Origin of the sequence: Cellulomonas olei, from assembly GCF_039548315.1 — a bacterium.
Taxonomy (GTDB): Bacteria; Actinomycetota; Actinomycetes; order Actinomycetales; family Cellulomonadaceae; genus Cellulomonas.
Genome location: NZ_JBCLVN010000004.1, coordinates 232,168 through 245,797, shown reverse-complemented (window position 1 = coordinate 245,797; position 13,630 = coordinate 232,168). Strand labels below are relative to the sequence as shown.

Below are 13,630 nucleotides of genomic sequence, written 5' to 3'. Positions count from 1 at the left end.
GGCGCCCGGTCCCGCCGGCGTCGTCGCGGCGCCCGGTCCCGCCGGCGTCGTCGCGGCGCCCGGTCCCGCCGGCGTCGTCGCGGCGCCCGGTCCCGCCGGCGTCGTCGCGGCGCCCGGTCCCGCCGGCGTCGTCGCGGCGCCCGGTCCCGCCGGCGTCGTCGCGGCACCCGGTCCCGCCGGCGTGCCGGGCACCTCGCTCTCCGTGCGGGCGTGCCGCGGCGGGATCGCGAGCCGCAGCACGTCGGGCAGCGTGCCCGCGTACCGGTCCGCGACCGCCCGCGCGAGCCGCGCGACCGCGGGCGTCAGCACCGGCTCGGCGGACACGACCCGGCGCAGCGGGACGAGCCCGCCGTCGTGGTCGGCCTCGGCGACACGCTCGAGCAGGTACCCGTCGACGTCCTGCGACCCGAACCGCACCTTGACGCGCGTGCCCGGGCGCGCCGCCTCGTCGAGCGTGGCGGGGACCAGGTACTCGAACGGGCGGTCGAGGTGCGGCGGCGAGAGCTCGACGGCCACCCGCGCGACCGGCAGCGCACCCGCCGGCTCGACGTCGACGTCCCGGGCCCGCGCGCGCCGCCGCGGACGGGCCGGCGCGTCGAGCCCGGCGAGCACGGGCTGCTCGGGGACGCCCGCCGGTTCCCCGCGCGCCGCCGCGCCGGTCATGTCGGTCAGGACAGCGCCGCGCGCAGGGCGTCCGCGCGGTCCGTGCGCTCCCACGTGAAGCCGGGCAGCTCGCGCCCGAAGTGGCCGTACGCCGCGGTGCGCCGGTACACGGGCCGCAGCAGGTCGAGATCGCGGATGATCGCGGCGGGGCGCAGGTCGAACACCTCGCGGATCGCGTCGGTCAGCCGGGCGTCCGGGACCTCGCCGGTGCCGAACGTCTCGACGTACAGGCCGACGGGGTGGGCCTTGCCGATGGCGTACGCCACCTGCACCTCGCAGCGCCGGGCGAGACCGGCGGCGACGACGTTCTTCGCCACCCAGCGCATCGCGTAGGCGGCGGAGCGGTCGACCTTCGACGGGTCCTTGCCGGAGAACGCGCCGCCGCCGTGGCGCGCCATCCCGCCGTACGTGTCGACGATGATCTTGCGACCCGTCAGCCCGGCGTCGCCCTGGGGTCCGCCGACCACGAACTGGCCGGTCGGGTTCACGAGCAGGCGGTACCCGTCGGTGTCGAGGTCGATGCCGGCCTCGGCGAGCACGGGCGCGACGACCTCGGAGGCGATGGCGGGCTCGAGCTGGGTCTCGAGCTGCACGCCCGGCCCGTGCTGGGTGGACAGCACCACGGTGTCGAGCCGCACCGCGCGGTCGCCCTCGTAGCCGATCGTGACCTGCGTCTTGCCGTCCGGGCGCAGGTCCGGGACCAGGCCCTCCTTGCGCACCAGCGCCAGGCGCTCGGCGAGCCGGTGCGCGAGCCAGATCGGCAGCGGCATGAGGCCGGGCGTCTCGTCGCTGGCGTAGCCGAACATGAGCCCCTGGTCGCCGGCGCCCTGCAGGTCGAGCGGGTCGTGGTCGTCGGCGTCGTGCCGGGACTCCCACGCCTTGTCGACGCCCTGTGCGATGTCGGGCGACTGCTGGCCGATGGACACCGAGACGCCGCACGAGTCGGCGTCGAAGCCGATCTCCGAGGACGTGTAGCCGATGCCGCGCACGACCTGCCGGACGATCTGGGGGATCTCGACGTAGGCGCTCGTCGTGACCTCGCCCGCCACGTGCACGAGGCCGGTGGTGACCATCGTCTCGACCGCCACGCGGGCGGCCGGGTCCTGCTCCAGCATCGCGTCCAGGATCGCGTCGGAGATCTGGTCGCACACCTTGTCCGGGTGGCCCTCGGTGACGGACTCGGACGTGAAGAGGCGCATGTCGGCGGTCATGCGCACAGGCTATCGGCCCGCGCCGACGCTCAGCGGCCGAGCCTGTGGACCACCGCGTCCCAGAGCCCGTCGGCGACCGCGTCCTTGGTCCCCTCGACGTGCGCGACGACCTCGCCGGCCGAGTCCAGCACGGTCACGGCGTTGTCGTCGGTGCCGAAGCCGAGCCCGCCCCCGACGGCGTTGACGGCCAGCAGGTCCGCGCCCTTGCGGCGCGCCTTCTCGCGGCCGTGGTGCAGCACGTCGCCGGAGGCGTCCCCGGTCTCGGCGGCGAAGCCGACGACGACCTGCCCCGGCCGCGGCGGGTCCGCGACCAGCCCGGCGAGCACGTCCGGGTTCTGCACCAGCTCCAGCGGCGCGACGGTGCCGGCCGCGGACTTCTTGATCTTGTGGTCGCTCCCGGCGGCGGGCCGGAAGTCGGCGACCGCCGCCGCCATGACGACCACGTCGGCGTCGACGGCGCAGTCGCGCACCGCGTCCTGGAGCTGGGCGGTCGTCTCCACCGGGACCACCTGCACGCCGGCCGGTGGCCGGACCTGGAGGTTCGCGGCGACCAGCGTGACGCGCGCGCCGCGGGCCAACGCCGTGCGGGCGAGCGCGACCCCCTGGCGCCCGGAGGACCTGTTGCCCAGGAACCGCACCGGGTCGAGCGGCTCGCGGGTCCCGCCCGCGGAGACGACGACGGTGAGCCCGAGCAGGTCCGGCGTGCGGGGCTTGCCCTCCGCGTCCACCAGCGCCAGCGCGGCCCCGACGACGGCCTCCGGCTCCGGCAGGCGTCCCGGCCCGCTGTCCGCGCCGGTCAGCCGTCCGCTGTCCGGGTCGAGCACGTGCACGCCGCGCTGCCGCAGCGTCGCGACGTTCGCCCGCGTGGCCGGGTGCTGCCACATCTCCGTGTGCATCGCCGGCGCCATGAGCACCGGGCACGTCGCCGTCAGCAGGGTCGCGGCGAGCAGGTCGTCCGCGCGCCCGGACGCCGCGCGGGCCAGCAGGTCGGCGGTCGCGGGCGCGACGACGACCAGGTCGGCCTGGCGCCCGAGGCGCACGTGCGCCACCTCGTCGACGTCGTCGAACACCTCGGGCGTCACCGGGTGCCCGGACAGGGCCTCCCACGTGGCGCGCCCGACGAACTCCAGCGCGGCGCGCGTGGGCACGACGCGGACCTCGTGGCCCGCCTCCGTGAGCAGGCGCAGCACGTGCGCCGCCTTGTAGGCGGCGATGCCGCCCGCGACGCCCAGGACGATGCGCACGCCGCGCCCCGGGGCCTCAGCCCTCGTTCTGGGCGGTGACCGTCAGGAGGCCGGCGTCGATCTCGCGCATCGCGATGGACAGCGGCTTCTCCTGCGGGCGGGTCTCCACCAGCGGGCCGACGTACTCGAGCAGGCCCTCGTTGAGCTGCGAGTAGTAGGCGTTGATCTGGCGCGCGCGCTTGGCCGAGTAGATGACCAGCGCGTACTTGGAGTCCGCGCGCTCGAGCAGGCGGTCGATGGGCGGGTCGGTGATGCCGATGGGCTCGGCGACGGTTCCGGACACGGTGGCTCCCGTTGTCGAAGGGTGGGGACTGCCGGTCAGTCTACCGCGGCCGGCAGGCCCATCAGGGCGACCAGCTCGTCGGTGGCGCGCCGCACGTCGTCGTTCACGATGACGTGGTCGAACTCGGACTCCGCGGCCATCTCCACCTCGGCGGTCGCCAGCCGGCGGGCGCGCTCCTCGGCGTCCTCCGTGCCGCGCCCCACGAGCCGGCGCACCAGCTCCTCCATCGACGGCGGGGCGAGGAAGACGAACTGCGCGTCGGGCATGGTGGTGCGGACCTGCCGCGCGCCCTGCAGGTCGATCTCGAGCAGCGCGGGCTCCCCGGCGGCCAGCCGGTCCTCGACGGGCCGCCGGGGGGTGCCGTAGCGGTTGCGGCCGTGCACGACCGCCCACTCCAGGAGCTCGCCGTCCGCCACCATCGCGTCGAACTGCTCGGGCGACACGAAGTGGTAGTGGACGCCGTCCACCTCCCCCGGCCGCGGCGGGCGGGTGGTGGCGGAGACCGACAGCCAGACCTGCGGGTACCGGGCACGGAGGTCGGCGGACACGGTGCCCTTGCCGACGGCGGTCGGTCCGGCGAGGACGGTCAGCCGGGCGCGCGGCGTCGTCATGCGGTCTGGTGCTCCTGGAGTTGTGCGGCCCTCACCGGGCCGGGGACGGGGAGTGCGTCCGGCTCACCCGAACCGGTCGACCAGCGCCTTGACCTGGTGCGGGCCGAGGCCGCGCACCCGGCGGGTCTCCGAGATGCCGATCTCGGAGATGATCTGGCGCGCCTTGACCTTACCCACTCCGGGGAGGGACTCGAGCAGCGCCAGCACCTTGAGCTTGCCGATCGTCTCGTCCTTCTGGCCCTGCGCGATGACCTCGGACAGCGATCCCTGCGAGTACTTCAGCCGGTTCTTGACCTCCGCGCGGGCCTGGCGGGCGGCTGCCGCCTTCTCGAGAGCCGCTGCGCGCTGCTCGGGGGTGAGAGTCGGAAGTGCCACGTGAGTCACCTTCTCATCACTGTCAGGAGGCAGGGACATGGAACATACGCGATCCGCAGGGACCCCGGTGCGACACCGCGCCAGGACCGACGTGGACCCCATCACCCGAGGATGGCACGCCCCGCCCGTCCCGGCACGTTCCGGCAGCGTGTCGAGCCGAAATCCGGTGGCCGCGCGCCCGGAGCGGCGTGCTCACGACCCCGCTCGCGGCCCGCCGTCCCCACCACGGAACCGCCGTCCCGACCGCAGCGCCACGGCCCTCACCGCGGCACCGCGGTCCTCACCGCAGCGCGCGCGCCGCCTCGTCGGCCGCCCGCCGCGCCGCGTCCCGCAGCGCCCGCGCGTCCGGCCCCGCGGCGAGCACGCCCCGCGAGCTGGAGGCCAGCACGGCGGGGCGCGCCGAGCCGAACACCGCGGCGAGCTCGGCCGCTCCCGCCCCCTGCGCGCCCACGCCGGGCGCGAGCAGCGGGCCGCGCACGGCCGCGAGGTCGACCCCCAGCCGCTCGGCCGCGTCGCCGGTGGTCGCGCCGACGACCAGCCCCGTCGACCCCAGCGACCCGCCGTGGGTCGCGAGCTCGGCCGCGTTGGCCGCCGCCGCCTCCCGGGCCACCCGGTCCGCCACGGCGACGCCCTCGGCGTCCCGGGCGTGCTGGACGGCGGCGCCCTCGGGGTTCGAGGTGAGCGCGAGCACGAACAGCCCGCGGCCCGTGGCGGCGGCCGCCTCGACGGCCGGGGCCAGCGAGCCGAACCCGAGGAACGGCGAGACCGTCAGCGCGTCGCCGGCCAGGGGCGAGCCGTCCCGCAGGTAGGCGTCGGCGTACGCGCCCATGGTGGAGCCGATGTCGCCCCGCTTGGCGTCGACGACCACGAGCGTGCCGGTCTCGCGTCCAGCGGCGACGACCTCCTCGAGGACAGCCACCCCGGCGGCGCCGTGGCGCTCGAAGAACGCGGACTGCGGCTTCACCGCGGCGACCCGGCCGCCCACGGCCTCCATCACCGTCAGCGCGAAGCGCCGCACGCCCGCGGCGTCGTCCGGCAGCCCCCACGCCTCCAGCAGCGAGACGTGGGGGTCGATGCCGACGCAGAGCGGCCCGTGCTCCGCCATCGCGTCCGCGAGGCGGGCGCCGAAGGGCCTCACGCCGTGGTCCCGGCCGCGCGCCGAGCGGCGGTCGCCGCGTCGTGCTCCTGGAGGCTGGCGACGCCGAACGGCCCGGCGAGCGCCGCCTCGATGCCCTGCACCGCGGCACCGAGCTGCTGCACCGTCGTGACGATCGCCTTGTCGGCGGCCGTCGTCGCGGCGCGGATCTCGTAGCCGTCGGCGCGCGCGCCCTGCCCGGAGGGGGTGTTGACGACGATGTCGACCTCGCCGGCGGTGATGAGGTCGACGATCGTCGGCTCGCCCGCCGGTCCGCGGCCGCGGGAGAACTTCCGGACCACCCGGGAGGCGATGCCGTTGCGGCGCAGGACGGCCGCGGTGCCCTCGGTCGCGAGGATCTCGAACCCGAGCTCCGCGAGGCGCTTCACCGGGAACACGATCGACCGCTTGTCGCGGTCGGCCACCGAGATGAACGCCCGGCCCGACGTGGGCAGGCCGCCGAACGCCGCGGACTGCGACTTCGCGAACGCCGTCGGGAAGTCCGTGTCGAACCCCATGACCTCGCCGGTGGACCGCATCTCCGGGCCGAGCACGGTGTCGACCACGGTGCCGTCGCCGGTGCGGAACCGCTTGAACGGCAGCACCGCCTCCTTGACGGCGATGGGCGCGTCGAGGTCGATCACGCTCGCGTCGTCGGCCGGCAGCAGGCCCGCGGCGCGCAGGTCCGCGATGGACCGGCCCGTCATGACGAGCGCCGCGGCCTTGGCGAGCGGCACGCCCGTGGCCTTGGAGACGAACGGCACGGTGCGCGACGCCCGCGGGTTGGCCTCCAGCACGTAGAGCACGTCGGAGACCAGGGCGAACTGGATGTTCAGCAGGCCCCGCACGCCGACGCCAGCGGCGATCGCCTCGGTGGACGCGCGGATCCGCTGCAGCTCGGACTCCGACAGGCTCACGGGCGGCAGCACGCACGCCGAGTCGCCGGAGTGGATGCCGGCCTCCTCGATGTGCTCCATGACGCCGCCGAGGAACAGCTCGGTGCCGTCGTACAGCGCGTCGACGTCGATCTCGATGGCGTCGTCGAGGAACCGGTCGATCAGCAGCGGCGGCAGCGCCCCGCCGCGGGCGGTGGCCTCGGCCAGCGCGCGCTCGACGTACTCGGTGAGCTGCTCGTCGGAGTAGACGATCTCCATGCCGCGGCCGCCGAGCACGTACGACGGGCGCACCAGCACGGGGAACCCGATCCGGTTCGCGGTGGCCTTCGCGGCGTCGAGCGTGGTCGCGGTGCCGAACGCCGGCGCCGGCAGCCCGGCGGCGGCCAGGACCGCACCGAACGCCCCGCGGTCCTCGGCGGCGTCGATCGCGGCGGGCGGCGTGCCGAGGATCGGCAGGCCGGCGTCGGCGAGCCGCTGCGCGAGCGACAGCGGGGTCTGCCCGCCGAGCTGCACGATGAGGCCGGCGACGGGGCCGGCCGCCTTCTCCGCCTCGTAGACCTCGAGGACGTCCTCGAAGGTCAGCGGCTCGAAGTACAGCCGGTCGGCGGTGTCGTAGTCGGTCGACACGGTCTCGGGGTTGCAGTTGACCATGACGGTCTCGTACTCGCCCTTGAGCGCCAGCGTCGCGTGCACGCAGGAGTAGTCGAACTCGATGCCCTGCCCGATGCGGTTGGGCCCGGAGCCGAGGATCAGCACCGCGGGCCGCTCGCGCGGGGCGACCTCGGTCTCCTCGTCGTACGCCGAGTAGTGGTACGGCGTGCGGGCGGCGAACTCGGCGGCGCAGGTGTCGACCGTCTTGTAGACGGGCCGGACGCCCAGCGCCTGCCGCACGACGCGCACCACGTCCTCGCTGACCCCGCGCAGGGCGGCGACCTGCGCGTCGGACAGGCCGTGCCGCTTGGCCCGGCGCAGCACGGCCGCGGTGAGCTCGGGCGCCGCGGCGGTCTCGGCCGCGACCTCGTTCACGAGCTGCACCTGGTCGAGGAACCACGGGTCGATGCCGGTGCGGGCGTACACCTCGTCCACTGACACGCCGGCGCGGAGCACCTGCTGCACGTCGATCAGCCGGTGCTCGGTCGGGCGGGAGATCGTGGCGACCAGCGCGTCGAGCGCGTCGCCGGTGAGCGGCTCGCCGTCCCAGTGGAACGTCGACCCCTTCCGGTCGATCGACCGCATGGCCTTGCCGAGCGCCTCGGTGAAGTTGCGGCCGAGCGCCATGGCCTCGCCGACGGACTTCATCGTGGTGGTGAGCGTCGGGTCGGCGGCCGGGAACTTCTCGAACGCGAACCGCGGCACCTTGACCACGACGTAGTCGAGCGTCGGCTCGAACGACGCCGGCGTGGAGCCGGTGATGTCGTTCGGGATCTCGTCCAGCGTGTAGCCGACGGCCAGCCGCGCGGCGATCTTCGCGATGGGGAACCCGGTGGCCTTCGACGCGAGGGCGGAGGACCGGGACACGCGCGGGTTCATCTCGATGACGATGATGCGGCCGGTGTCGGGGTTCACCGCGAACTGGATGTTGCAGCCGCCGGTGTCGACGCCGACCTCGCGGATCACCGCGATGCCGATGTCCCGCAGCCGCTGGTACTCCCGGTCCGTCAGCGTGAGCGCCGGGGCCACCGTCACCGAGTCGCCGGTGTGCACGCCCACCGGGTCGACGTTCTCGATCGAGCAGACGACCACGACGTTGTCGTGCTTGTCGCGCATGAGCTCGAGCTCGTACTCCTTCCAGCCGAGGATCGACTCCTCCAGGAGCACCTCGGTGGTCGGCGAGTAGTGCAGGCCCTGCCCGACGATGCGGCGCAGGTCGGCCTCGTCGTACGCGATGCCGGACCCGAGGCCGCCCATGGTGAAGGACGGCCGGACGACCACCGGGTAGCCGAGGTCCTCGACGGCGCCGAGGGCGTCGTCGACGGTGTGCACGATCGCGGACCGGGCGGACTCGCCGCCGCAGACCTCGACGACCTGCTTGAACTGCTCGCGGTCCTCGCCCTTCTGGATGGCGGGGATGTTGGCGCCGATCAGCTCGACGCCGTACTGCTCGAGCACGCCGGCCTCGTCCAGGGCGATCGCGGCGTTGAGCGCGGTCTGGCCGCCCAGGGTCGGCAGGATCGCGTCGGGGCGCTCCTTGGCGATGATCGCGGTGAGCACCTCGGTGGTGATCGGCTCGACGTAGGTCGCGTCTGCGAACTCCGGGTCGGTCATGATCGTGGCCGGGTTGGAGTTCACGAGGACGACCCGCAGGCCCTCCTCCTTGAGCACGCGGCACGCCTGGGTGCCGGAGTAGTCGAACTCCGCGGCCTGGCCGATGACGATCGGGCCCGAGCCGATGACGAGGACGGAGTGGATGTCGGTGCGGCGAGGCATCAGGCGCCCTTCGGGGAGTCGGTGACGTCGGTGGCCTGGCCGGCTGCTGCGGCACCTGCGGACGGCTCGCGCATCAGGTCCAGGAACCGGTCGAACAGGTAGGCGGCGTCGTGCGGGCCGGCGGCGGCCTCCGGGTGGTACTGCACGGAGAACGCCGGCAGGTCGAGCGCCGCGAGGCCCTCGACGACGTCGTCGTTGAGGTCGACGTGCGAGACGGTCACGCGGCCGTACCGCCCGCCGTCGTGCGGCGCGACGGACACCTCGTCGAGCGGCGCGTCGACCGCGAAGCCGTGGTTGTGCGCGGTGATCTCGACGCGGCCGGTCGCACGGTCGAGCACCGGCTGGTTCACGCCGCGGTGCCCGTACCCGAGCTTGTACGTGCCGTAGCCCAGTGCGCGCCCGAGGATCTGGTTGCCGTAGCAGATGCCGAAGAACGGGATCCGCCGGTCCAGCACCTCGCGGAGCAGCTCGACCTCGTGCGTCGCGGCGCCCGGGTCACCCGGGCCGTTGGAGAAGAACACGCCGTCGGGGGCCGTGGCCAGGACGTCGTCGATGGTCGACTGCGCCGGCAGCACGTGCACCTCGATGCCGCGCTCCGCCATCCGGTGCGGCGTCATGGCCTTGATGCCGAGGTCGACGGCCGCGACGCGGGCGACGGGCTCGGCCAGCGGCGCACCGTCCGGCCCGAGGGCCGGCACGACGTACGCGGCGTCGGTGGACACCTCGCCCGCCAGGTCGGCGCCGGACATCGCCGGCAGCGCCTGCACCTGGGCGACGACCTGCTCGGTGGGCAGCGGCCGGCCCTGCTCGTCCAGCAGCGCGTCGCCGGACAGGATCGCGGCGCGCATCACGCCGCGCTCGCGCAGGTGCCGGGTCAGGGCGCGGGTGTCGATGCCCGAGATGCCCACGACGCCCTGCGCGGCGAGCTCCTCGTCCAGCGTGCGGTCCGCGCGCCAGCTCGACGCGCGCCGCGCGGGGTCCCGGACCACGTAGCCCGACACCCAGATGCGACCCGACTCCGGGTCCTCGTCGTTGACGCCCGTGTTGCCGATGTGCGGCGCGGTCATCACGACGATCTGGCGGTGGTAGCTGGGGTCGGTCAGCGTCTCCTGGTAGCCGGTCATCCCGGTGTTGAAGACGATCTCGCCGCCCGTCCGCCCGGTGGCCCCGTAGGCCTCGCCGGCGAACGTCCGCCCGTCCTCCAGGACCAGCAGTGCGTCCGTCATGAGCTCTCCTCCTCACCCGCGGGGGCGGGCGCCGTTCCGATGAGTCCGTGGGTGGCCGCGCGCAGCTCGTCCGCCTCGTGGGCGTGCCGCAGCCGCAGGCCGGTGTCGAGGCCGCGCGGGTCGTCCTCCGGCGAGGGCACCCAGGTCAGGACGACCAGCCCCTCGCCGCCGACGACCTTGCCGGCCATGCCGCCGGAGGTGCCGACCGCGCGCAGCGCCGCGCGCGGGACGAACACGTCCGGCGCGCCTCGTCGTCGCACGACCACACCCGCGTCGCGCACCTGCACCGTCGCCGCCGAGCGGACGCCCAGCCCGTGGGCGCCCACGCGGTCGAGCCAGTCGCCGGCCCGCGTGGTCGAGACGTACGTGGCCTCGAACGCGGCGGTCCGCGCGTCGCCGAGCTCGTCCTCGCCGGGCACCGCGGGGGGCGCCGGCACCTCGCCGGTGCCGCGCGTGAGGCGCCGCCAGCCGCGGGCCATGCCGACCAGCAGGCCGACCCCGAGCAGGACGAGCAGCGTGACCGAGAGCCAGGGCGGCATCAGGGCGTCACCCGGCCGGCGGCGTACCCGGCCCGCGCGGGGTCGTCCTGCGGCACCCCGTCGAGCACGGTCGCGCGGCCCCGCAGGAACGTCGCGACGACGCGCCCGGGCAGCTCCCGCCCGCGCAGCGGCGAGTTCGCCGAGGCGGTCGCCTGCTCCTCGGGGACCACGACGCGCCGGGCCTCGGGGTCGACCAGCACGAGGTTGGCCGGCTCCCCCACCGCGATCGGCCGGCCCTGGTCGGCGACGCGCCCGATGCGCGCGGGCGTCGTCGACAGCACGCGCGCCACGTCGGCCCAGGTCATCCGGCCCGTGTCGACCATCGTCTGCTGCACGACGGACAGGGCGGTCTCCAGCCCGGTCATGCCGAACGCGGCCGCCGCCCACTCGCAGTCCTTGTCCTCGCGGGTGTGCGGGGCGTGGTCGGTGGCGACGATGTCGATGGTGCCGTCGGCCAGGCCCTCGCGGACCGCGTCGACGTCGGCCTGCGTGCGCAGCGGCGGGTTGACCTTGAACACCGGGTCGTAGCCGCGCACCTCCTCGTCGGTGAGCGCGAGGTGGTGCGGCGTCGCCTCCGCGGTGACGTCGATGCCGCGCGACTTCGCCCACCGGACGATCTCGACGGAGCCGGCGGTCGACAGGTGGCACACGTGCAGCCGGGAGCCGACGTGCTCGGCCAGCAGCACGTCGCGGGCGATGATCGCCTCCTCCGCGACGGCCGGCCAGCCCGCGAGCCCGATCTCCGCCGAGACGACGCCCTCGTGCATCTGCGCGCCCTCGGTGAGCCGAGGCTCCTGCGCGTGCTGGGCGACCACGCCGTCGAACGCCTTGGTGTACTCCAGCGCGCGGCGCATGAGCACCGGGTCGTGCACGCACTTCCCGTCGTCGCTGAACACCCGGACGCGGGCCGCGGAGTCCGCCATCGCACCCAGCTCGGCCAGGTGCTCCCCCGCCAGGCCGACCGAGACGGCGCCCACCGGGTGGACATCCACCCAGCCGGCCTCGCGGCCCAGGCGCCACACCTGCTCGACGACGCCCGCCGTGTCCTGCGTCGGCGTCGTGTTCGCCATGGCGTGCACGGCGGTGAAGCCCCCGAGCGCGGCCGCGCGGGTGCCGGACGCGACCGTCTCCGCGTCCTCCCGCCCCGGCTCGCGCAGGTGCGTGTGCAGGTCGACCAGGCCGGGCAGCAGCACCATGCCCGTCGCGTCGATCACGTGCAGGTCGTCCGGGGCGTTCTCCGCCGCGTCGCCCGCCTCGGCGCCGAGGGCCGCGACCAGGCCGCCCGCGATCAGCACGTCCGTGCGGTCGCCGCCCAGCGGCGCGACGTCCTTGAGCAGGTACTGGGTGGTCATGCGGTCGCTCCGGAGGTCGTGGCGGCGGCGCCGGTGGTGCCGGTGGTGCCGGCCGTGCTGGTGAGGGCGGGGACGGCGCCGGTCGCCGGCGGGGCGCCGGTGTCGCCGTCGCCCGCGAGCAGCAGGTACAGCACCGCCATCCGGACGGCCACGCCGTTCGCGACCTGCTCGACGATCACCGACCGCGGCGAGTCCGCGGCGTCCGCCGAGATCTCCAGCCCGCGGTTCATCGGGCCGGGGTGCAGGACGATCGCGTGGTCCGGCAGCCCGGCCAGCCGCCGCGCGTCCAGGCCGTACAGCCGGGTGTACTCCAGCGGGCTCGGGAAGAACCCGCCCCCCGCCGTCGACATCCGCTCCCGCTGCACGCGCAGCATCATCACCGCGTCGGGGCCCTGCGCGAGCACGTCGTCCAAGCGGTAGGACACCTCCGCCGGCCACGGACCCACACCCACCGGCAGCAGGGTGGGCGGCGCGACCAGCGTCACGCGGGCGCCGAGCGTGTGCAGCAGGTCGACGTTCGAGCGGGCGACCCGGCTGTGCAGCACGTCCCCGACGACGGCCACGTGCAGGCCGTCCAGGTCGTGGCCGACGCCGTCCGGGTTGCCCGGGACCCCGGTCAGGTGCCGGCGGATCGTGAACGCGTCCAGCAGCGCCTGCGTGGGGTGCTGGTGCATCCCGTCGCCCGCATTCACCACCGCGGCGTCCGTCCAGCCCGCGTGCGCCAGCGTGTGGGGCGCGCCCGACGCCTGGTGCCGGATGACGATCGCGTCCGCGCCCATCGCCTGCAGGGTCAGCGCCGTGTCCTTGAGCGACTCGCCCTTGGACAGGCTCGACCCCTTGGCCGAGAAGTTGATGACGTCGGCGCTCAGCCGCTTGGCGGCCGTCTCGAACGAGATCCGGGTGCGCGTCGAGTCCTCGAAGAACAGGTTGACCACCGTGCGGCCGCGCAGCGTCGGCAGCTTCTTCATCTGGCGGCCCTGGGTCGCGGCCATCTGGGCGGCCGTGTCGAGCACCCGGATCGCCGCGGCGCGGTCCAGGTCGGCCGTCGAGAGCAGGTGCCTCATCGCGCCGCCCCCTCGATGACCACGGCCGTCCGGCCGTCGGTCTCGGCGAGCAGCACGCGGACGCGCTCCGCGGTCGACGTCGGGAGGTTCTTGCCGACGTAGTCCGCGCGGATGGGCAGCTCGCGGTGCCCGCGGTCCACCAGCGCCGCGAGCTGCACCGCCCGGGGCCGGCCCAGGTCGTTCAGCGCGTCCAGGGCGGCGCGGATCGTGCGGCCCGAGTACAGGACGTCGTCCACGAGCACCACGACCTTGCCGTCCACGCCGCGCGCCGGGACGCTCGTCGCGCCGATCGCCCGGGTGGGGTGCTGCGACAGGTCGTCGCGGTACATCGTCACGTCCAGGCTGCCGACCAGCTCCTCGGCCACCAGGCCGGGCTCGACGGCGGCCAGCCGCTGCGCGAGGCGCTGCGCCAGCGGGACGCCGCGGGTCGGGATGCCGAGGACGACGAGGTCGTCGCCGCCCTTGTTGCGCTCGAGGATCTCGTGGGCGATGCGCGTCAGCGCGCGGGCCACGTCCTGCTCGCCGAGCACGACGGTCGCGGTGGTGCCCTCGACGTTCACGTCGTCGGGCACGGGGGTGCCGGAGGTCATCCGGGCCTCTCCTT

Annotated in this window: 13 protein-coding genes; all 13 read right to left on the bottom strand. The window is 75.0% G+C overall.

Annotated elements, in window-relative coordinates:
* A partial coding sequence (locus AAHH18_RS02620; RefSeq protein WP_459349067.1) for a primosomal protein N' family DNA-binding protein occupies positions 1 to 663 on the bottom strand: 663 nt, incomplete at its 3' end.
* Between the two features lie 5 nt (positions 664 to 668).
* Positions 669 to 1,874: a methionine adenosyltransferase gene (gene metK / locus AAHH18_RS02615; RefSeq protein WP_343300449.1), complete on the bottom strand. Its 1,206-nt coding sequence runs from the start codon at positions 1,872 to 1,874 to the stop codon at positions 669 to 671.
* Between the two features lie 29 nt (positions 1,875 to 1,903).
* Positions 1,904 to 3,118, bottom strand: a complete 1,215-nt coding sequence (gene coaBC / locus AAHH18_RS02610; protein WP_343300448.1) for a bifunctional phosphopantothenoylcysteine decarboxylase/phosphopantothenate--cysteine ligase CoaBC — start codon at positions 3,116 to 3,118, stop codon at positions 1,904 to 1,906.
* A gap of 16 nt (positions 3,119 to 3,134) precedes the next feature.
* Positions 3,135 to 3,401, bottom strand: a complete 267-nt coding sequence (rpoZ, locus tag AAHH18_RS02605) for a DNA-directed RNA polymerase subunit omega (protein WP_283320288.1) — start codon at positions 3,399 to 3,401, stop codon at positions 3,135 to 3,137.
* Between the two features lie 35 nt (positions 3,402 to 3,436).
* Entirely contained in the window at positions 3,437 to 4,012 is a 576-nt protein-coding gene (gene gmk, locus AAHH18_RS02600) for a guanylate kinase (protein ID WP_283320287.1), read from the bottom strand.
* 63 nt (positions 4,013 to 4,075) lie between these two features.
* Entirely contained in the window at positions 4,076 to 4,387 is a 312-nt protein-coding gene (gene mihF, locus AAHH18_RS02595) for an integration host factor, actinobacterial type (RefSeq protein WP_166937670.1), read from the bottom strand.
* Between the two features lie 280 nt (positions 4,388 to 4,667).
* Positions 4,668 to 5,525, bottom strand: a complete 858-nt coding sequence (gene pyrF, locus AAHH18_RS02590; RefSeq protein ID WP_343300447.1) for an orotidine-5'-phosphate decarboxylase — start codon at positions 5,523 to 5,525, stop codon at positions 4,668 to 4,670.
* The gene (gene carB / locus AAHH18_RS02585) at positions 5,522 to 8,845 is read right to left on the bottom strand and encodes a carbamoyl-phosphate synthase large subunit (protein WP_343300446.1); all 3,324 of its coding nucleotides are present in this window, start codon (positions 8,843 to 8,845) and stop codon (positions 5,522 to 5,524) included. Before carB ends, pyrF begins: the two co-directional genes overlap by 4 nt.
* Positions 8,845 to 10,071: a glutamine-hydrolyzing carbamoyl-phosphate synthase small subunit gene (gene carA / locus AAHH18_RS02580; protein ID WP_343300445.1), complete on the bottom strand. Its 1,227-nt coding sequence runs from the start codon at positions 10,069 to 10,071 to the stop codon at positions 8,845 to 8,847. Before carA ends, carB begins: the two co-directional genes overlap by 1 nt.
* On the bottom strand, positions 10,068 to 10,610 hold the full coding sequence (locus tag AAHH18_RS02575; RefSeq protein WP_343300444.1) for a PH-like domain-containing protein: 543 nt from the start codon (positions 10,608 to 10,610) through the stop codon (positions 10,068 to 10,070). Before AAHH18_RS02575 ends, carA begins: the two co-directional genes overlap by 4 nt.
* Positions 10,610 to 11,962 carry a dihydroorotase gene (locus AAHH18_RS02570; protein ID WP_283320282.1) on the bottom strand — a complete coding sequence of 451 codons (1,353 nt, stop codon included), beginning with the start codon at positions 11,960 to 11,962 and terminating at the stop codon, positions 10,610 to 10,612. Before AAHH18_RS02570 ends, AAHH18_RS02575 begins: the two co-directional genes overlap by 1 nt.
* Complete coding sequence (locus AAHH18_RS02565) at positions 11,959 to 13,026, bottom strand: aspartate carbamoyltransferase catalytic subunit (protein ID WP_343300443.1); 1,068 nt, start codon at positions 13,024 to 13,026, stop codon at positions 11,959 to 11,961. The genes AAHH18_RS02570 and AAHH18_RS02565 overlap by 4 nt, the downstream gene beginning before the upstream one ends.
* Positions 13,023 to 13,616, bottom strand: a complete 594-nt coding sequence (gene pyrR / locus AAHH18_RS02560; protein WP_283320280.1) for a bifunctional pyr operon transcriptional regulator/uracil phosphoribosyltransferase PyrR — start codon at positions 13,614 to 13,616, stop codon at positions 13,023 to 13,025. Before pyrR ends, AAHH18_RS02565 begins: the two co-directional genes overlap by 4 nt.
* Positions 13,617 to 13,630 lie beyond the last annotated feature (14 nt).